Below are 19,553 nucleotides of genomic sequence, written 5' to 3'. Positions count from 1 at the left end.
ATGGCTGAGAGCACGTACGTTCTGGGTGACGAGGACCGCAGGAAGTTCGCCAGGCTGGTGGCGGCGGCCTGGCAGGACGACGGCCTTCGTGGCCGCTACGAGAGCGAGCCCCGAGTCCAGTTGAGCCGTTACGGCATCGCCTACCCGGAAGGGGTGCCCACCCCGCCGCTGCCGCCCAGGCCGGAGGGCGAGTTCGACATCACCGAGCTGGAGTCGGCCGCCGGCTCCACGGTCGGCACGGCGTCCACGGTCAGCTCGCTGAGCTGCTGCGTCCCCATCGGCGACGAGGTCAGCGCCGCCGCCACCATCGGGGAGCCGTACCCGTTCCCGCCGGACACGCAATGAGCGAGCCGGTGATCGAGGTCTCGGAGCTCCGCAAACGCTACGGCCGGTTCACCGCCGTGGACGGCGTCTCCTTCGACGTCCGCGAGGGCGAGGTGTTCGCCCTCCTCGGCACGAACGGGGCAGGCAAGACCACCACGATCGAGATCCTGGAGGGCTACCTCACTCCCTCCGAGGGCACCGTGCGGGTGTTCGGCCAGGACCCGGCGGGCCGCCATGCCCCGCGCTCCAGGATCGGCCTGGTGCTGCAGGAGTCCGGGCTGTTCGGCGACCTGTCGGCGGCCGAGACGGTGACCGCCTGGAGCAGGTTCACCACCGGCGCCAGGCCGGTGGCCGAGGCGCTGGCGCTGGTGGGGCTGTCCGGCCAGGCCGGGACGCGGGTCAAGCGGATGTCCGGCGGCGAGCGGCGCAAGCTGGACATCGCGCTGGCCACGCTCGGGCGGCCCGGCCTGCTGTTCCTCGACGAGCCGACCACGGGGCTCGACCCCGAGGCCCGCCACAGGGTCCGTGACCTGGTCGGGGAGCTCGCGGCGGGCGGGATGACGGTGCTGCTCACCACGCACTACCTGGAGGAGGCCCAGGAGCTCGCCGGCCGGGTGGCGATCATGGACAAGGGCCGGATCGTCACCCAGGGCACGATGTCCGAGGTGCTGGGCCGGGGCTCCGGCCGGGTCGCCTTCGAGTTGCCCGGCGGCGTCTCGCCCGAAGGGCTGCCGGTGGGCGAGCGGGACACCCTCACCGTGACCGGCCGGCAGTGCGTGATCCTGACCGCCGAGCCCGAGTCGGTGGCGCACTCCGTACTGGGGTGGGCGCAGGTGCGCGGGGTGCGGGTCAGCGGCCTGGACGTGCGGCAGGCCACGCTCGAAGAGGTCTTCCTGGACATCGCGCAGGAGGTCACGACATGACCGCCTATACGTTCGCGCACTTCCGGCTGACCCAGAAGCTGTTCTGGCGCACCCCGATGTCGGTCGGGGTCGCCCTGTTCTTCCCCGTCCTGTTCGGCGGGCTGATGCCGATGATGCTGCCGGGCGGCACCAGGGACGGGGCGCCGGTGGAGGTCGCCATCATGACCGGCGTCATCGTGATGGGCGTCGCCATCCTGGGCTTCATGACGCTGATGGAGTCCTTCGTCATCCGGCGGCAGCTCCTGATACTCAAGCGGCTGCGCGGTACGGAGCTGCCCGACCTCGCCATCTTCGGCGGGGAGATCCTCACCGTGCTGTCGGTCGGCCTGCTGCAGCTCGTGCTGATCGTCGGCATCGCCCGGACGGTGCACGGGGTCGAGCTGCCGGCCAACCCCGCGCTGCTGGTGGTCACGGTGCTGTTCGGGCTGGCGGTGTTCGCCGCGATGGCGGTCGCGGTGAGCGGCAGGATCCCGGCGCAGGGCTCAACGGTCGTGGTGAGCCTGCCGTTCCTGCTGCTGGCCATCGGCCTGTCCGGGTTCGCCTACCCCGTCTCGGCGTTCCCGGACTGGCTGCGCACCGTCTCCTCCTTCCTCCCGTTCGGGCGGCTGGCCGAGGGGATCGGCATCGCCTATCTGGGGCGGGACCTCGCGGGGCACGCGGTGGGGGTCTTTGAGGGCTTTCTGGTCATGTGGCCGGCGTGGCTCGTCCTGGCCGCGTGGCTCGTCCTGTCGCTGCTCGCCGCGAAGAGGTGGTTCAAGTGGGAGCCTCGCAGAGGCTGAGGGGCGTCGGGCCGGGCACCGTACGGCTGGCCCGCGTCACGGCCGGGGTCTTCGTCGTCGGCATGGCGGCCTTCGCCGCCGTGCCGCTGGCGGAGGCGCTCGGCTCCTCCCCCGCCGCCCGGGCCGCCACCGCGGTCGTCCTCATCATCGGCCTCACCGGCTGCTACCTGTGGCTGGTGGTACGGGCCGTGCTCGACCTGGGTTCCCGGTGGGACCTGGTGGTGCTGGGCGGGATGTGCGCGGCGGCCCTCGCCGTACCGTTCGCCGCCGGGCCCACCTGGCTGAGCGTCGGGTTCATGCTGCCGCTCGCCTTCGCGGTCACGCTGCGGGGGCGGTGGGCGGCGGCGGGGTTCTTCGCCTCACTGGCCGCCGGGCTGGTCCTGCCGGCCTCGCCGGACCTGAGCTGGGTGCTGTTCGGGTCCCTGCAGAACCTGCTCACGGCCGGCGCGCTGGCCGGCCTGACGATCTTCGCGACCCTGCTCGCCGAGTTGCAGCGCACCCGTGAGGAGGCCGCCAAGCTCGCCATCGCCGAAGAGCGGCTCAGGTTCGCCCGCGAGCTGCACGACGTACTGGGGCACAACCTGTCGGTCATCGCCATGCGTACCGAACTGGGCACCCGGATCCCGCCCGAGGAGATCGGGCGGCTGCGCCGGGAGCTGACGGAGATCCACGACATCGCGCGGCGCTCGCTGCACGACGTGCGGGCGGTGGTCAAGGGCTATCGGGAGATGTCGCTGGAGAGGGAGCTGAGCGGGGTGCGCCGTGTGCTGGAGACGGCCGGCGTGCGGTGCGACTTCGCGGAGCTGCCGCCGTCGCTGCCGCCGGAGGTGCGCGTGGCGCTGGCCTGGGCGGTCCGCGAGGCGGCCACCAACCTGCTGCGCCACAGCGACGCCACGGTCTGCCTGCTCGGCGTCGAGCCGGACGGCGACCGGGTCACGGTAACGGTCGCCAACGACGGCGTCCGCACCGCCAACGGGGGTCGCGCCACCGACGGGAAGCGCACCGTTGACGGGGATCGCACCGTTGACGGGGATCGCGCCGCCGACGGGACGCGCGCCTTCGACGGGGGTCGCGCCACCGACGGGAAGCGCGCCTTCGACGGGGATCGCGCCGTCGATGCCGCTGGAGTCTTCGGCGAGGCCGGATCCGTGGGCGGGGCCGGAACCTTGGCAGAGTCCGAATCGTCCGTGGGCGGGAGCGGTCTGGCCGGGCTCGACGAGCGGCTCGCGCAGGTGGGCGGGAGCTGCGGACGACACACCGAAGACGGCTGGTTCACGCTGTCGCTGTACGTTCCCGGCCGTCCCATGACGGCGGCCGCACTCACCTCGGCAACAGGAGACCGGAGATGATCAAAGTTCTGATCGCGGAGGACCACGACCTCATCAGAGGCGCGCTGATCGCCCTGCTGTCGGAGGAACGGGACATCCGCGTGGTCGAGGAGGTGTCCAGGGGCGACCAGATCGTGCCCGCCGTCGTCGGCTCCAAGCCGGACGTGGCCCTGCTGGACATCGGGCTGCCGGGCATCGACGGCCTGGAGGCGGCGGGCCTGATCAAGGAGCTGGAGCAGCCGCCGCCGGTGCTCATCCTCACCAGCGTCGGCACGCCCGGCAACTTCGATCGCGCGATGGCAGCAGGGGTGCGCGGCTTCCTGGTCAAGGACGCGCCCGCGCACCGGCTCACCGACGCCATCCGGGTGGTGGCCAGGGGCGAACGTTACATCGACTTCGACGTGGCCGCCGACGGCGGCGAGCAGGAGATCAACACCAATCCGCTGACCGCGCGGGAGATCGCCGTGCTGTCGGCGCTCGCGGCCGGCCGGCGGGGCAGCGACCTGCGCGGCACGTTGGGCCTGTCGGCCCACACGATCAACAACTACCTCGCCGCCGCCCGCCTGAAGACGGGCGCCCGTACCGACGAGGAGGCCGTACGCATCGCGCGGGCCAACCGGTGGCTGGACGACGGATCGGTGCCCGCGGGGAGTTGATTCCCGGGCAGGGAAGGCGTCACGATCATTACGGAATCACCAGCTTCCGGGCAAAAGGGGAGTCCGCCTGTGGCGCAGGACAGTGAAGCTCAGGTCAGGTGGCTGACCACGGCCGTCGTCGCGGCGACCGGCGCGCTGTGGGGGCTCACTCCGCTCGCCTTCTTGATCACCGGTGACCTCTTCCGTGCCCTGCTGGCGGTCGTGCTGCTCGGCGGGCTGCTCGTGGTGTACGCCAGGATCGTCGCCCGGCACATAGCCGGGACCAGCCAGGGGCCGCACCGGGCGCGTACCTTCCTGCTGTTCGCCGTCGTCGTCTACGGGGCGATCCCGTTCCAGGGGTCCGTCTGGGTCTACACGCCGCTCATCGTCGCCACCGCCGGGCTGCTCCTGCTGCCCTTCCGGTACGGCATCGGCGTGCTCCTGGTCGTGGCCGCCGCCGAATATCCGCTGACGTTCGCGTCCCCCATAGCCGTTCCCCCGCTGGAGAGAAGCGCAGGCGTGCTCGTCGCCGCGGTGGTCGCGGCCGGCATCGTGCACTACGCGAGGTTCGTACGGGAGTTGCGCGAGCTACGGGTCGCCCTGGCCGAGATGGCCGTCGACCAGGACCGGCTGCGCCTGGCCGGGCAACTGCACGACCTGCTCGGCCAGACGCTGACGTCGATCACCCTGAAGACGGAACTGGCCCTGGCCCTGGTCGGCGTGGACCGGAAACGGGCGGCCGAGGAGTTGGAGGGAACGATCGCCATCGCGGTCGAGGCGCGCGACGAGATCGGCGACGTCGTGGCGGCCAAGCGCTCGCTCAACCTGGGCGCGGAGCTGTCGGCGGCCGTCGCGCTGATCGAGCTCACCGGCGCCGACTGTGATCTGCGCCTGGGCTTCAAGGAGATCGACGAGGAGATCGGCGACGCACTCGGCTGGATGGTACGCGAGGCGGCCACGAACATCGTCAGACACAGCGACGCCCGGCGCTGCCTGATCGACCTGGACAAGCTGGACGGGCGTATCCGCCTGCTGGTGCGCAACGACGGTGCCCGCCCCGAAACGGGCTCACGTTCCGGTTCGGGCCTCGCCGGCCTGCGCCGCCGGGTGGAGCGCCTGGGCGGCTCCCTGGAGGCTGAGGCCACGGGGGAATGTGGGTTCGAGGTGCGGGTGTGGCTGCCCGCCGTACATGATCGGGAGAGTGGTCACGGGTGATTCGCGTCCTACTCGCATTCGAAGCGCGGGAGTGGTCGCCCGCCGTACATGACCGGGAGAGTGGTCACCGGTGATTCGCGCCCTACTCGCATTCGAAGCGCGGGAGTGGTCGCCCGCCGTACATGACCGGGAGAGTGGTCACCGGTGATTCGCGTCCTGCTCGCAGAGGACCACGGCGTCGTCAGAGGCGCCCTGACCGCGCTGCTGAACCTCACCGGCGACATCAAGGTCGTCGGCGAGACCGGCCGCGGCGACCGGGTGGTCCCGCAAGCCCTCGCGTGCACCCCGGACGTGGCCGTCATCGACATCGAGATGCCGGGCACCGACGGCGTCGAGGCCACCCGCCGCCTCAGGCGGGCCATGCCGGCCTGCCGCGTCCTCATCCTCACCGGCCTGGCCAGCACCGGCCTGCTGCGGCGGGCGATGGACGCGGGGGCGAGCGGGTTCCTGCTCAAGGACGCGCCGACGGAGCGGCTGGCCGAGAGCATCCGCAGGATCGACCAGGGCGAGCGGGTGATCGACGCCACCCTGGCTCTGGCCGCGATGAGTGCCACGACGACCCCGCTCACGGACCGGGAGGCGGACGTGCTGGGACTGGTCGGCTCGGGAGCCACGACAGGCGAGATCGCAGCCGAGTTGCACCTGTCGACGGCGACGGTCCGCAACTACATCTCCAGCGTCATCACCAAGACGGGCGCCCGCAACAGGACGGACGCGGTCCGCATCGCCGTCGAATCAGGCTGGATCGAAGCCCTCCGCCCCACCTGACCACCCACCCGCCGACTCCCCCACCTGACCAACACCGACCTCCCGACCCTGATCAGCCACCGACCACCTCCCACACCCGCCCGACACCAACCACCTCCCCGCTCAACCAACACCGACCTCCCCCACCCCCGCCCGACCACCCGACCGACACCAGCCACCTCCCCGCTCAACCAAGACCGACCTTTCCCGCCCCTGACCGACCACCCGGCCTCCGCCACCACCCGACCGATCGCCCGCCCCGCCCCCACCCGGCCACCGAACCCCCCTCTCCCCAATCGGCCACCTATCTCCTGCGCCTGGCCGATCCACGAGGCGAACATGCGTTCGTGTCGATAATGTTCCGTCATGCCCCTCGAGCCTCGCCATCAGCTGGTGCCGGGATTGCACTACGTCTCCGATTGGCTTGCTTCCGACTCCTGCGCGACGTTGCTCTCCGCCATCGACGACGCCCCATGGTCGGCGCAGTTACGGCGCCGAGTGCAGCACTACGGTCACCGCTACGACTACGGCCGCCGAAGCGTGACGCGAGACGCCCAGGTCTCCCCCGCCCCGCCGATCCCGAACTGGGCCGGACAATACGCCGCGCGCCTGGTCAGCGAAGGGCTCATGGAGGCGGAGGCGGACCAGGTGATCATCAACGAGTACCAGCCGGGGCAGGGCATCAGCGCGCACGTCGACTGTGTGCCGTGCTTCGGCCCGGTCGTGGCCGCGATCTCCTTGGGGTCCGCCTGCGTCATGGACTTCACGCACCCCTCTGACGGCACCAAGGTGGAGGTTCCGCTGGCGCCGGGCAGCCTGTGCGTGATGACCGGCCCGGCCCGCTACACCTGGCGGCACAGCATCGCCGCGCGCAAAAGCGACCCCGCCGCAGTCGGCCGTGTTCCGCGTGGACGGCGGGTGTCCGTGACCTTCCGTACCGTCGCCTGACCTCAGTCCGGCAGTTCGGGCAGAGGCAGTCCCAAGGTGGCAGCCAGGTCGATCGTTCTGCGGGGTGTCGGGCATCGCTTGACCAGGTCGAGCCGGCCTTCACGGGCCTGGAACAGATACGAGGCCGCTGGATGCCGGCGCAGCTCGTCCGGGGCGAGCTCGGCGGCGGCGCGATGGGCCGCGGCCGCGAGGGCGGGCATCGACGACCGCAGTTCCGCGGCCCAGCCCGCGACCGCCTCCAGCCAGCGGCCCGCTTCGGGAGCCGAGGAGAAGCGTTCGATCATCCGGGTCAGCTCCGGCCAGGTGAGGTCGTACCAGGGCTTGGTCTTCAGTACGGGCAGTTGCCAGCGGCGCTTGGCTATCGACCAGTGATCCGCGTGCGCCCGCACCTGATGGATCGTGAAATCCGGCACGGACAGCGCGGTCAGGTTCCAGCCGTGGCAGGCGCCGGTGTCCAGGCCGAAGATCCGGCCGTCGCGGATCATCGGCTCATGCCCGGTCACATGGTGGCCGAACACGACCGGTTTGGCGTCGGTGTAGTGGTCGTGCCAATGGCTGTCCGGGAACAGCGCCGCGAGTTCGCGCTCGCCGCTGGTCGAGCCGCAGAGGATCTCCTCTTTCTGGTCGGCCGGTGCGATCTCGGGCAGCAGCGCGGCGTGGACGACGCGGACGTGCTCGTTCTCGAAGTGGTACGGCAGTGTCCGCATCCATTCGACCGTTTCGGCGTACCGGTCGCCGAGTTGCAGGCGCGTGATCTCCTGCGCGTAGGAGAAGATCCCGCGTACGTGCTTGCGCTCGTGGTTGCCCATGACCACGACCGAGTTCGGGCGCTCGCGAAAGAGCCCGACCACCTCGCCGGGCGCCGGGCCGCGATCGACCAGGTCGCCGACACTGACCAGCAGGTCGTCCGGGTGGAGGTCGGCCTTCTCCAGCAGTTCGAGTAGTTCGTCGAAGCAACCATGGATGTCGCCGACGATGACGGTACGCAGCACGTGGCGACCGTAGGGGGAGGCCGGTGCGGCGGGCAATCGAATATCGCACTCCTGGTACGGGTGTAGTACGCGGCTCGGTGACTACGACGCCGCGCGTACGTACGAGGCCATCTGCCGGATGACGACGGCGAACCGCCGGGCGGCCATTCTTGGACGTGCGTGCACAATCCGGTGACGGCCAGGGGGTTTCGTGAACGAGGTACCGCAGCACTTACGACGCGTCGGGCGATTCGGCACCGCGCGCCCGCTCGCCGCAGATTCGGGACGCTGATGTCGGTTCCCGTGTGGGTCTGGGGACAGTCGGTACTGTGGGCGCTGGCCCACGTCTACCTGTGGGCCCGCCTCGTCCGCGGCACCACGTCGCCCGGATCGGCCGCGCGCCGCGCGGGCACCGCCGTCGCCATGGTGCTCGCGACGTTCATCCCCGCGTCTCTGATCACGCCGTTCTTCTTCGGCCTGGCGGTGTCCGGGGCGATCGCCTGGCCGGGCAACATCTGGTACGGGCTGGCCATCTATCTGCTCATCCTGCTGCTCCTCGCCGAGCCCGTACGGCTGGTCGCGGCAGTCGTCAGGAGGCGCCGGGCAAAGAAACGGGACATCGTCCCGGATCTAGAAGGGCGCGCGTTCCTCGTTCACTCGATCGCGGTGACGACCGGGGCGGCGGCACGGGACGCCGTCCCGGATCCGGCTCGGCGCGTGTTCCTGGCGCGCTCGATCGCGGTGACCGCCGGGGCGACGGCGTCCGGCCTGGTCGGTTATGGCATGGTGAACGCCCTGGGGCCGCCCCATCTCGACCGCGTCACCGTACGGCTGCGCCGTGGCGGCCCGAAGGCGGGCGGGCTCCGGATCGCCCTGGTCGGTGACATCCATCTGGGGCCGATGCTGGGACGAGCGCACACCCGGCGCATCGTCGACATGATCAACGGGACCGGCGCCGACCTCGTGGCGATCGTCGGGGACCTCGTCGACGGCACCGTCGAACAACTCGCCTCCGCCGCCGCTCCCCTGCGCGACCTGCGCTCCCGGCACGGCACGTTCTTCGTCACGGGCAACCACGAGTACCTGTCGGGGGCGGCCGAGTGGATCGAGGAGCTGCGGGAGCTGGGGGTCCGGCCGCTGCGCAACGAGCGCGTGGAACTGCCCGCCCTCGACCTCGCCGGGGTGAACGACGTGACCGGCGCCCAGCAGGACGACGGTCCCGATTATGCCCAGGCTCTCGGCGACCGCGACCCATCGCGCCCGGTGGTCCTGCTGGCCCACCAGCCCGTACAGGTGAACGAGGCGGCCCACTACGGCGTGGACCTGCAGTTGTCCGGCCACACCCACGGCGGCCAGTTCGTACCGATGAACCTGATCACCTCGTTGGCGCAGCCGACACTCGCGGGGTACGGGCGTTTCGGTGGCACGCAGCTCTATGTGACCAAGGGAGCGGGGTTCTGGGGGCCGCCGGTGCGCGTCGGCGCGCCACCGGACATCACGATCGTGGAACTCGCGATCTGAGCGCCCACTTCGGCACGGCACGCGGCTGAAACGGCATCCGACGAGGCGGCTGATGAGGATCGCTGACGGCCGCCGCCGACCATCGCAACTGACGATCGCCGTTGAAGGCCACCGCCGACTGGCGCACCTGACGGTCGCCGTTGAATACCTCCGTTGACGGCCGCCCCTGAAGGCCGACGTCACAGCCGCCGCCGAAGGCCGCCGTTCACAGCCGTCCCTCGTTGAAGGCCGGCCGTGAGGAGAGCCCGAGAGCTGCCGAGCCAGGCGCCCTTGCGGGCACTTCCTGGTCCAATAAGGTGAGAAGGAAGCCCTCGGATGGCCTCACGGCCGGACGTTTCGGTGCGCGATCGCTACCGTAGCAGGCGTGGTACGCGTGCTACGGCCGGATAATACAGATATGACGGTCGACGCCTGAGTGAGCTGGTCATCCCTTCGAAAGCCGTTGCCGAGCCGCCTCCCACGGCCGCACCTCATCGTCGGTGTCTTCCTCGTACCAGCCGGTTCCCGCGATCCAGGTCTCCAGCCAATCGGCCAAGCTCGCGGAGTCGACGCCCCACGCGCGATGCCAACCGTCGCTGATCCCGTTCGGTTCGATGAGCAGGACGGTGGCCTCCGAGCTGCGGCAGTCCACGGCGGCGTACATGCCGCATCCCCAGGCCAGGATGGGCAGCACGTCCGACGGCCAGCGGACGTCACCGCCCGGCTGCGAGATCGCCCGTTCCTTTCGGTAGACGTTCACCACGGTGTCGCCCTCGCCCAGGAGCGGGAGAAAGCCGATAGTCGGGGCCGAAACCGCCGTTCGCCACCTCGCGGTAGAGGCGTGCGAGCAGGCCGAGAAGCCGGAAGCCCAGGAGGCGTTCCGCCTCGGCCAGTTCCTCCGCCGTCGCGGCCGCAGGCAGGTGCTCCGCCGTCCCCATTGGAGACAAGAGCCCCACCGTCCCCATTGGAGACAAGAGCCCCACCGTCCCCATCGCAGGCAAGAGCCCCACCGTCCCCATCGCGGGCAGGTGCTCCGCCGCCCCCATCGCGGGCAGGTACTCCGCCGTCCCGGTCACTCGGCGGAGCAGGTCGTCTGCGTCGTTTACGGGGGCGATCCTGTCAGCCGCCTGCGACAGCTCAGCCGGTGGTTCCGGTCAGTTCGTTCGGGGGCTGGGGCAGCGGGGCGGACTTGGTGATCTTGCCGGAGGTGAAGTCGATGGCGTGCACCTGCTTGCCCGCCGGGTCGCTCACATAGACGACCTGGTCGCGGGTGAAGATGTTGGGCCTGGGCTGCTGCCATTCCAGCGGCTCCTTCCACTCGTCGAGGACCTTGATGGTCCGGGTGACCTTGGCGGCGACCGGGTCGATCACGTGGACGGCGCCGTCGGTGCCCAGGACGAGGGCCTCGCCGCCCGGACCTCGGGCCAGGGAGCGGAAGGTGTAGCTGGTGCCGAGGTCGACCAGTTTCAGGGTCCCGGTTTCGGTGTTGATGAGGGAGATCTGAGTGGGACGCTCCAGTTCGGCGTCGGGATCCTTCTTGTAGTCGCCCAGGACGATGGGCGACAGGTCCGTGCCGGACTGGTTGCCGATGCGGCCGTACTCGCCGGGGCTCTTGATTTTGGTGATCTTGCCGGACTTGTAGACGAGGACGCCGTTCTCGCAGCCGATCACGACGGCCTCACCCTGGGCGGTGGCCTCGCCGTGGACGCCCGGGCAGTCCTCGCTGCGGGTGACCTCCTTGCGGTCCTTGCCGAGGACGAGGATGCCGGTACGTTCCTCCTCGGTGCCGATCGTGACGACCAGTTCGCCGTTCTCCAGCTCGATGGCGACACCGTGGTGCGGGGCGGCCGCCTTGTAGACCTCGCCCTTGGGCAGGCCGGTGGCCAGTTCGCGAGGGTCGAAGAGGGTCACCTCACCGGTGCCGTCGGAGAACAGGACCGTGGTTCCGGCGTGCCTGACCACGTGACCGGGCTTGGCGCCCTTGAACTCGTCCTGCTTGAGGGTGGCGGAGACGGCGTCCAGGACGCGGAAGCCGGTCGACGTGGACACCAGGACGTGCCGCTCGTCCCCGGCGGGGTTGACGCGGTTGTATCCGGGGACGGGAATGTCCTTGACCAGGTCGAGGGTCCGGCCGTCGAGGACGTACAGACCGCCGGAGTAGGTGGTGACGAGGGGAGCCGCTGCCGTTTTGACGGAAACGGCGGCGGGGGCGGTCGCGGGCTGCGGCGTGCCGCAGGCGGTGAGCAGGAGGGCCGTCGCGAGGAGGGCGGTGGTACGTGACCGCATGGTCATGTGACGTGCACCTTTCGGGTGAGAAGGGGTTTCAGCGGCCGTTGAGGCCGTCGGCCATGGCCTTGGTGTTGGTGCGGATCATGTCGATGTACGTGGCCGCGCCCGGCGACCGGCTGCTCAGCGACTCCGAGAACAGGGGCACGACCTTGACGTTCAGGCCGGCCTCGGCGGCGAGCACCTGGGCGAGGCGGTCGGGCTGGGAGGAGTCGGCGAAGATGGCCTTGACCTTGGTCCGCTGGATCGCGTCCTTGAGCGACTTCAGGTCCGAGGCACTCGGGGAGGCCAGCGTGGTCCCGCTGGGGATCACGGCGCCGACGACCTGGAAGCCGTACCGCTGGGCGAAATATCCGAACACGTGGTGGTTGGTCACCAGGCGGCGCGCGCCGGGCGGGATGGTGGCGACCTGCTGCCCGACCCAGGAGTCCAACTGCTCGACCTGAGCCCGGTAGGCCGCGGCGCCGGACCGTACGGCGGCGGCGTCGACCCCGTCCACGTGCGCGATCACCTGCTCGGCGATCAGGTCCACGGCCTTGGCCATGCGCCCGGGGTCGGTCCAGAAGTGGGGGTCGGGCTTGCCCGCCGACTCGTCGGCGCTGAAGCGGATCGGGTCCGCCCGCTCCCCCACGGCCAGCGCGGGCACCCCGGCCTCCTTGGCGGCCTCGACGTGGCGCAGCACGCCCTCCTCCAGGCCGAGCCCGTTGTGGACGATCAGGTCGGCGGCCTCGATCCGCGCGGCCTCCCGAGCGGAGACACCGAACGAGTGCGGGTCGGAGTCCGGTTTCATCAGCACGGTCACCTCGGCCGCGTCGCCGACGATGGCGCGGGTGACGTCGCCGAGGATGTTCGTGGTGACGACCACCCGGGGCGCCCGGGCCCCGTCGCTCGCGCACCCGGCCGCCGCCGCGAGCACCGCGATCACCGTAAAGAGCCTGGTCAGCGCGTTCAACGTCCGGTCTCCGTCATGTACGTGGGCGTGAAGCCGGGCTTGAACGTGCGGGCGCGCCGGAGGTCGTCGTTGTAGTCGATCTCGTACACGGCCTTGCCCGCCGGATCGTTGACGTAGGCGCGGCTGGTGTCCACCTGGATGGCGGGGGCGCCGGTGAGCGGGGTCGCCAGGAGCTTCGTCGCGGCGGTCTCCTTGCCGGTAGCGGGATCGTGGGCGTGCAGGACACCGTCCTCGGTCAAGGACAGGACCGGCCCGTCCTCACCCACGGCGTTGACCGCGACCACGGGCCCGGTCTTGAGGAGCCTCCAGGTACGCGCGGCGACGTCGAGCACCCAGATCCCCTGGTCACCGGCCTTCGCCACCAGGGTCGAGCTGCCCGGACGGTGCCGGAACTCCTTCGCCCGGTCGCCCTCGGACGCCTCGTTCCGGATCTTCACCCCCTTGAACTTCTCGCCGACCAGGAGAGCCCCGTCGGCGCACCCGAACACCACCCCCCGCCGCGTCACCGCCGTCCCTTCCGCGTCCTCGCAGGCACCGACGTCGTCGCCCCCTTCCACCCGCACGGCGCCGGCCTCGGCCACCAGCAGCCGCCCCCGGTACGGCACGGCCGCCGCCGCGTTGCGAGTACCGGTTTCGGCGAGTTCGCCCTTCTCCATGCGGGCGCGGTCGAGCAGCCTGACCGTGCCGTCACCGGACCGGACGACCGTGGTCGCCGTGTCGGCGACGGTCTCGTACGGAGGCCGCCCGGCGATCGTGCCGAGGTCGCGCGGCGTGGTCCGGTAGTAGTGGAAGTGATCACCGTGGTCGACGGCCCAGGCGCCACCGTCGACCACGCGCAGCCCGCCCGCACCGGCGTCGAGGTAGGCGAACCGGCCGTCACCGGTGATCCCCCGCATGTCCCGGCCGACGTCGGCGATCGCGGTGGCCCGCTCGGTGAGCAGGTCGAGCAGATGAACCTTGCCCGTATCGGCATCGGCCAGCACAAGACGGGACTGGGGCTCGGACATCTCTTCGGCGCCCTCGACGTACCCGTGCGGAACCTCTGCACGGGGAACGGGGGCGCTCGCTTCCGTACCGCAGCCGGCAAGCAAGATCACGGCCGCCGCCGTCAGGGCTTTCGACATCACGCGACCGCCCTCCGGGAGCGCCGTGCGAAATCGGCCAGGGCCGACAGGAAGAACAGCCCCACGGCCACGGCCGCGATCGTGGCGCCCGCCGCCGTGGCCGCGTACCACGACACGATCAGCCCGATCACCGTCGAGGCGATCCCGAGCAGCGCCGCCCCGAGCATGACCGTCGGAATCCGGCGCGCCCACAGCGCGGCGGCGGCCGGCGGCCCGATCAGCAGGCCGAACACCAGCAGCGTGCCGACGATGTGGAACGACGCCACGATCGCCAGCGTCACCAGGCCGAGCAGCAGAAAGTGCGCCAGCCGTGGACGCATCCCCAGCGTGTACGCCTTGCGCGCGTCGAACGCGAGCGCCACGAACAGCCGATGACCGAGCACCGCCACCGCCGCCGTGACCGCGAGCGCCACGCCCAGCCCGGCCAGATCCTGCCCCCGGACCGCCAGCACGTCCCCGAACAGAAACCCGGTCAAATCCACCGCGAACGACTGAGAATGCGACACCACGATCACGCCGAGGGACAACATCCCCGCGAACAGCAGGCCGATGCTGGTGTCCTGCGACAACCGGGGCGACCGGCTGAGCACGCTCACCCCGAACGCCATGCCGCCCGCACTGAGCAGCGCTCCGAACAGGACGTTCACCCCGGCCACGGACGCGAGCGCCACGCCGAGCAGCATCCCGTGCGACATGGCGTCGCCCAGGAAGGCCATGCCGCGCAGCACCACCCACGTCCCGGCGAGCGCGCAGAGCAGCGACACCAGGATGCCCGCCCACAACGCTTGCCGGACAAAAGACACCTGAAAGGGATCAAGCAACCAATCCATGACGCCAGACTCTACAATGAAAACCGTTGTCACTTTCAAGTGGAGGTCTCATGCACGGCACGGACGGGGTCGTGATCAGCGACGTCACGGCGGGTTACGGCAGCAGAACGGTCCTGTACGGGATCACGGCCCGCCTGCCCCGCTCCGGCGTAACCGCCGTGGTCGGCCCGAACGGCTCGGGCAAGTCGACGCTGCTGGGCGTGCTGGCCGGAGTCGTACGCCCGTCGCGCGGCACGATCGACCACGCGAACCCCGGCCGCCCCGCCTTCGTCGTCCAGCGCGACGCGGTCTCCGACTCACTCCCGATGACCGTGCGGGACACGGTCGCCATGGGCCGCTGGGTCCTGCGCGGTCCATGGCGGCGCCTGACGGCACTCGACCATTCGGTGATCGACGCCTGCCTGGCCGCGCTGGACGTCTCCGACCTGGCCGGACGGCAACTGAGCACGCTGTCGGGCGGCCAGCGCCAGCGCGTACTCGTCGCTCAAGGGCTGGCCCAGGAGTCCGGCCTGCTCCTGCTGGACGAGCCCACGACCGGGCTGGACATGAGCGCCAGAGAACACATCTCCGGCGCGCTCGACCGCGAGAGGGCGCGGGGCGTCACGGTGGTCCACACCACGCACGACCTGGAGCTGGCGCTGCGCGCCGACCACTGCCTGCTCCTTGAGGACGGGCGCCTCCTGGCGGAGGGGCCTCCCGGCTCCGTGCTGACCTCGCAGGCACTGGGCCAGGTGTTTCACGGGCTCAGCTCCGTACCGAATCTGTAGGGATTATGTGCGGCTCTTTTCTAGAGTGCCGATCACCGAGTCAAGTTCTCAGAAAGGAGCCGGCATGTTCGGTTCGTGGCAGAGCGGCACTGGTGTGGTCCGGACGATCGCGGTCATGGCCGTCGTGACGAGCGCGCTCTCCATAGGTGGGGTCGCGACGGCGGAGGTCGCTCGCGAGGCGTGTACGTACCGTCCGACGCGTCTTGCCGGGCTGCCGGGCGCCGGCAACGACTTCGCCCACGTGACGTCGACGGACGGGGCGGGTCACTTCGCCGGGATGGGTTACTGGGGTCCGCCGGACGAGCTCACGTCCCACATCGGCCTGGTCTGGAAGGACGGCCAGGTGGTGGGCAACTTCGGCGGCCTCAGTACGGTCAGCGACGTCAACCGTTCCGGCACCGCCGTCGGCGGGACCGAGTCGCTGGAGCCGTTACTGCTGCACAACGGCACGCTGAGCAAGATGGGCCGGCCGCCCGGGAACACCCGGTTTTTCGCCCAGGCGAGCGCCATCAACGACGCCGGCCTGATCGTCGGCGGCGCCAAGTTCGACGATGGCACCGAGCACGCCGTGGCGTGGAAGGCCGACGACCCGCGCAACCCGTGGGACCTGGGCGTCACGGGGCGGGCATGGGCGCTGAAGGACATCAGCGACAGCGGCGAGCTCGCGGGCACGATCCAGGCGGGCGCCCGCACCCGCGCGGTGACCGGCACCGTCGGCACCGGGCTGCGGCAGCTCGGCGGCGTCGATCCCGCCGCCGACAGTTCGGCGACCGACATCGCGGGCTCGTACATTCTCGGCAAGGGCACCATTCCGGGCCGGGCCGCCGGTTGGGTGCTGTGGCGGGACGGCGTACCGAGCCCGCTGTCCACCACCGCGACGCTCCAGGACGTGAACAGCTCAGGGGTGGTGGTCGGCTACGAGATGACCAACAGCGTCCCGACCTCGGCCGTGGTCCTGAACGGCACCACCCGTACGGTGCTGCCCCCGCTGCCGGGGTACCGCTACGCCGACGCGTTCGCCGTCACGGAGGACGGCAGCGTCGCGGGGCGGAGCCATGACGGCCAGTACTACCAGTCGGCGCCGACCGTGTGGACCTGCGTCTGACCGCTCTCCCGATCAGGCTCACCCACCGGGAACACCTCGTCCCACAGCAGGACCTGCTCGCGAACTCGAAAAGGCACGCGCCGTGACCACCATGAACGGGCACGCCGTTCATGAGCATCGGCCGTTCGCCATGGCCAGGGCGGTGGCAATGCCCTGGCCATGGGTGCCCGGTAGTGGCGGCCGACCGGATCGTGCCGCCGATGTAGTGCTCCAACCCCGTCAGATAGTCCGCCAGGCCGGGCTGAACCCCGTCCGGAGATGATGCTGTTGGAGATCAAGGCGGCGACCTCGGTGATCGCCTGGGCGGGGCCGAGGTCTGTTCACATGGCCCTCCGGCAAAGAGCTCTTCGTGATCGACAGGGTGGCGGTCTGATGCCAGCGCCACGCCAAGAGGAACGGTGTATGATCCCCGACCGCGAGGCACCTGCGGGGGGAAGGATGTGCAGCGTATGGCGGACTTCGAGCGCCGCAGCGATGAGGAGCTGGGCGCGTTGCGGGCCCTGGCCGAGCGTGTGGCCTTCGAGCTCGACAGGGCAGGGCTTCCCATCATCACCGGCTCAGAGACCAGGCCGGCGGGCGGGGCCGAGCTCGAACTGGATCCAGGCGACGACAGCGCGGGAGGCCTTTACCTCCATTGGCGCAACGCGCACCTCCTTGCCGACGAAGTCTCGGAACAACTCCTGGGCGGGAGGCTTTCGAGCCCGCTGATCGACCATGCGGGCCGTATCGGTTCCGCCATGTGCGAGGCGATGATCAAAATCCTGGAATCGAGCGGAATAGGCGCCGGCATGTCGACCGACGACCTCCGCCCCCTTTCGGTCCGTGTGCACGAAGGCGGCCACCGGCCGCTCGGGTGAGCCCTGCACTGGGCGTGGTGCCACTGCTGCCGTGGCTGATGGAGTCTCCGACGATCATGAGGTTGACGACACTGATCGTTGCTCCAAGGTCACACCACCCTGTGACGATCGTAGGTAGTGAGGTGAATCACCCTCATCGCCGTCACAACCCGCGGCCCTCTTCCGTCTTGTGAGTAGGCAAGGTCAAGGAGGGTCACATGCGTACATTGCCGGCCAAGCTCCGCTCGTTCCAGTTCTCCCACTGGTCGTTCATGTTCGCCGAAATCGCCGTCTGGTCGTTCGTCGTTCTGGCGGTGACCGGGGCGGTGCTGATGGCGTTCTACGACCCCAGCATGTCCCAGGTGACCTATGACGGCTCGTACGGCCCGCTGCGCGGACTCTTCGTCAGCAAGGCCTTCGACTCGACCATGGAGCTGAGCCTGGAGGTGCGCGGTGGCCTGCTCATCCGCCAGATCCACCACTGGGCGGCGCTCATCTTCGTGGCGGCCGTCGTGCTGCAGTTGCTGCGCATGTTCCTCACCGGGGCGTTCCGCCGTCCACGCACCAGGCAGTGGCTGATCTGGGTGACGCTGCTGGCCTTGGGCATGGCCGCGGGCGAGACCGGCAACGCCCTGCCCGACGACCTGCTGTCGGGTGGCAGCCTGTGGCTCATCATGTCGGTCGTCCAGTCCATCCCGGTGGTGGGAACCTGGGTGCTGTCGCTGCTGTTCGGCCCGGACTTTCCCGGCGACAGGATCATTCCGGTCATGTACGGGGGGCACCTGCTGGTCGCGGTCATCATGGCCGGGCTGCTGATCGCCCGCGAACTGATGGTGCGCAGGCACGGCCACACCCGTTTCGTCGCCTCGATCCCGGCACGCCGGAGCGCACGCCCGGCGATGGCGCTCGCGACGATCGGCATGCTGATCATCCTCGGGTTCGGCTTCCAGATCGCCCCCATCTGGCTGTACGGCCCCGCCAAGCCGACGCAGATCTCGGCGGGCTCGGTTCCCGACTGGTACATGGGCTTCCTCGACGGCGCCCTCCGGATCATGCCCGCCTGGGAACTCACCCTCGGGAACTACACGCTCAGCCTCGCGGTCCTGGTCCCCACGCTGGTGATCCCCGGGATCTTCTTCACCGCCCTGGCCGCGTACCCGACGGCCGAACGCTTCTTCCTCTCGCGTCGCGTCCGCCGCGACAAGGTGGGCCGCCCCAAGGTCACACGCCGCGAGACGCTCGCGCATGACGTGCTCGATCGGCCACGCGACACACCGGTGAAGACGGCCATCGCGGCCACCGGCGTCACGTTCTACGGCCTGCTCTGGGCGGCCGCGGCCAACGACCAGATCGCCCACCAGTTCCACCTCACCGTCGACGATGTGACGATCTTCTTCAGGTACGCCGTGCTCATCGGCCCCGTCATCGCTTTCGTCATCACCCGATGGATCTGCCTCGCGCTTCAGCAGACGGATCGCCACGTGGCCGAGCACGGAGTGGAGACCGGGATCATCACGCGGTCCACGGACGGCGGATTCCACGAACGGCTGGAGCCGGCGCAGCGGGAAAGCCGGGAACCGGCGCTGCGGTAAGCCTGACGGGAGGCGCTGTACAGCATGCCAAGTCCCAAAGCCTTGACTACGCAAAGTAATGATTCGATGATTCTTCGTAGTTGATCGGCTGTCGGCCGCACCGGCCGGAGGGGACAGGGCATGCTCACAGCGTTGCAGGAACGCAAGCTCGACAGGGCGTTCGGCCACATGGACGTCGACCGCAGCGGAGATCTCGAACTCGATGACCTCATCGCTCTGGGGGTCAGGGTGCTGGCCGCCTTCGGGGTCAGCCCCGACAGCGACCTGGGCCATCGCCTGTTCGGGACGTACACCGACTTCTGGGAGGTCCTGCTCGCCAAGATCGACCTGGACGGCGATCGCAAGATCAGCCGCGAGGAATACCGGCTCGGGATGAACACCGCCTTCATCGAAGATCCCGACGGCTACGAGCGGGCCCTGCGGCCGGCCATCCAGGCGACGCTCGATGTCACGGACGTCAACGGCAATCGCATGCTGGACCTGGAGGAGTTCCAGCGGTTCCAGTCCGCTTTCGGCACCAGCCCGGAGGATGCGGAGCTCGCCTTCCGGAAGATCGACACCGACGGCAGCGGCGCGCTCAGCATCGAGGAGCTGGTGGAGGCCGGTCGGCAGTTCTATCTCAGCGAAGACCCCGACCTGACCGGCAACTGGCTCTTCGGCCCGGTCTGAGTCAAGCGACAGCGGCCGCCTC

General features: G+C 69.9%; 20 protein-coding genes. 14 read left to right on the top strand and 6 right to left on the bottom strand.

Annotated elements, in window-relative coordinates:
• The 8 genes from C4V41_RS49970 (at window position 1) to C4V41_RS49930 (ending at window position 6,899) form a co-directional block, all read left to right on the top strand.
• Window positions 1–345 (top strand): hypothetical protein, encoded by a 345-nt coding sequence (locus C4V41_RS49970; protein WP_103963121.1) that lies wholly within the window; start codon window positions 1–3, stop codon window positions 343–345.
• The gene (locus C4V41_RS49965; RefSeq protein WP_103963120.1) at window positions 342–1,247 is read left to right on the top strand and encodes an ABC transporter ATP-binding protein; all 906 of its coding nucleotides are present in this window, start codon (window positions 342–344) and stop codon (window positions 1,245–1,247) included. Before C4V41_RS49970 ends, C4V41_RS49965 begins: the two co-directional genes overlap by 4 nt.
• Entirely contained in the window at window positions 1,244–2,026 is a 783-nt protein-coding gene (locus C4V41_RS49960) for an ABC transporter permease (protein WP_103963119.1), read from the top strand. Before C4V41_RS49965 ends, C4V41_RS49960 begins: the two co-directional genes overlap by 4 nt.
• The gene (locus C4V41_RS49955; RefSeq protein WP_103963118.1) at window positions 2,005–3,375 is read left to right on the top strand and encodes a sensor histidine kinase; all 1,371 of its coding nucleotides are present in this window, start codon (window positions 2,005–2,007) and stop codon (window positions 3,373–3,375) included. Before C4V41_RS49960 ends, C4V41_RS49955 begins: the two co-directional genes overlap by 22 nt.
• Window positions 3,372–4,010, top strand: a complete 639-nt coding sequence (locus C4V41_RS49950; protein WP_103963117.1) for a response regulator transcription factor — start codon at window positions 3,372–3,374, stop codon at window positions 4,008–4,010. Before C4V41_RS49955 ends, C4V41_RS49950 begins: the two co-directional genes overlap by 4 nt.
• Before the next feature lie 69 nt (window positions 4,011–4,079).
• The gene (locus C4V41_RS49945) at window positions 4,080–5,204 is read left to right on the top strand and encodes a sensor histidine kinase (RefSeq protein WP_103963116.1); all 1,125 of its coding nucleotides are present in this window, start codon (window positions 4,080–4,082) and stop codon (window positions 5,202–5,204) included.
• Between the two features lie 144 nt (window positions 5,205–5,348).
• Window positions 5,349–5,972, top strand: a complete 624-nt coding sequence (locus C4V41_RS49940; RefSeq protein WP_103963115.1) for a response regulator transcription factor — start codon at window positions 5,349–5,351, stop codon at window positions 5,970–5,972.
• A 345-nt stretch (window positions 5,973–6,317) separates the two neighbouring features.
• On the top strand, window positions 6,318–6,899 hold the full coding sequence (locus C4V41_RS49930) for an alpha-ketoglutarate-dependent dioxygenase AlkB (RefSeq protein ID WP_103963114.1): 582 nt from the start codon (window positions 6,318–6,320) through the stop codon (window positions 6,897–6,899).
• A gap of 2 nt (window positions 6,900–6,901) precedes the next feature.
• Here the strand turns inward: C4V41_RS49930 and C4V41_RS49925 are convergent, their stop codons facing one another.
• Window positions 6,902–7,891, bottom strand: coding sequence for a metallophosphoesterase family protein (locus tag C4V41_RS49925; protein WP_103963143.1), 990 nt, complete (start codon window positions 7,889–7,891; stop codon window positions 6,902–6,904).
• Window positions 7,892–8,161: 270 nt separating this feature from the next.
• Here C4V41_RS49925 and C4V41_RS49920 point away from each other — a divergent pair, with 270 nt between their 5' ends.
• Window positions 8,162–9,391, top strand: a complete 1,230-nt coding sequence (locus tag C4V41_RS49920) for a metallophosphoesterase (protein ID WP_103963113.1) — start codon at window positions 8,162–8,164, stop codon at window positions 9,389–9,391.
• 424 nt (window positions 9,392–9,815) lie between these two features.
• Here C4V41_RS49920 and C4V41_RS63550 read toward each other — a convergent pair whose 3' ends face one another.
• The 5 genes from C4V41_RS63550 to aztB form a co-directional block, all read right to left on the bottom strand.
• On the bottom strand, window positions 9,816–10,130 hold the full coding sequence (locus C4V41_RS63550; protein ID WP_200824781.1) for a hypothetical protein: 315 nt from the start codon (window positions 10,128–10,130) through the stop codon (window positions 9,816–9,818).
• A gap of 377 nt (window positions 10,131–10,507) precedes the next feature.
• The gene (aztD, locus tag C4V41_RS49910) at window positions 10,508–11,662 is read right to left on the bottom strand and encodes a zinc metallochaperone AztD (RefSeq protein ID WP_103963112.1); all 1,155 of its coding nucleotides are present in this window, start codon (window positions 11,660–11,662) and stop codon (window positions 10,508–10,510) included.
• Window positions 11,663–11,693: 31 nt separating this feature from the next.
• Window positions 11,694–12,608: a zinc ABC transporter substrate-binding protein AztC gene (gene aztC / locus C4V41_RS49905; RefSeq protein WP_200824780.1), complete on the bottom strand. Its 915-nt coding sequence runs from the start codon at window positions 12,606–12,608 to the stop codon at window positions 11,694–11,696.
• Window positions 12,605–13,615: a hypothetical protein gene (locus C4V41_RS49900; protein WP_235030883.1), complete on the bottom strand. Its 1,011-nt coding sequence runs from the start codon at window positions 13,613–13,615 to the stop codon at window positions 12,605–12,607. Before C4V41_RS49900 ends, aztC begins: the two co-directional genes overlap by 4 nt.
• Window positions 13,616–13,731: 116 nt before the next feature.
• Complete coding sequence (gene aztB, locus C4V41_RS49895) at window positions 13,732–14,562, bottom strand: zinc ABC transporter permease AztB (RefSeq protein WP_103963110.1); 831 nt, start codon at window positions 14,560–14,562, stop codon at window positions 13,732–13,734.
• A 50-nt stretch (window positions 14,563–14,612) separates the two neighbouring features.
• Between aztB and aztA the strand changes: the two genes are divergently transcribed.
• The 5 genes from aztA to C4V41_RS49870 all read left to right on the top strand — a co-directional run bounded on the left by aztA (window position 14,613) and on the right by C4V41_RS49870 (window position 19,531).
• A complete protein-coding gene (gene aztA / locus C4V41_RS49890) occupies window positions 14,613–15,329 on the top strand; it encodes a zinc ABC transporter ATP-binding protein AztA (protein ID WP_103963109.1) in 717 nt (238 codons plus the stop codon).
• Window positions 15,330–15,393: 64 nt separating this feature from the next.
• Window positions 15,394–16,434 (top strand): hypothetical protein, encoded by a 1,041-nt coding sequence (locus C4V41_RS49885; RefSeq protein WP_103963108.1) that lies wholly within the window; start codon window positions 15,394–15,396, stop codon window positions 16,432–16,434.
• Window positions 16,435–16,883: 449 nt separating this feature from the next.
• On the top strand, window positions 16,884–17,291 hold the full coding sequence (locus C4V41_RS49880; protein WP_103963107.1) for a hypothetical protein: 408 nt from the start codon (window positions 16,884–16,886) through the stop codon (window positions 17,289–17,291).
• Between the two features lie 197 nt (window positions 17,292–17,488).
• A complete protein-coding gene (locus C4V41_RS49875) occupies window positions 17,489–18,862 on the top strand; it encodes a cytochrome b (protein WP_103963106.1) in 1,374 nt (457 codons plus the stop codon).
• A gap of 120 nt (window positions 18,863–18,982) precedes the next feature.
• On the top strand, window positions 18,983–19,531 hold the full coding sequence (locus C4V41_RS49870) for an EF-hand domain-containing protein (RefSeq protein WP_103963105.1): 549 nt from the start codon (window positions 18,983–18,985) through the stop codon (window positions 19,529–19,531).
• Window positions 19,532–19,553: the final 22 nt, after the last annotated feature.

Source organism: Nonomuraea solani (assembly GCF_900108335.1).
GTDB classification, from domain to species: Bacteria; Actinomycetota; Actinomycetes; order Streptosporangiales; family Streptosporangiaceae; genus Nonomuraea; species Nonomuraea solani.
Note: the sequence above shows the minus strand (reverse complement) of the source record. Positions and strands in the feature narration are given on the sequence as shown.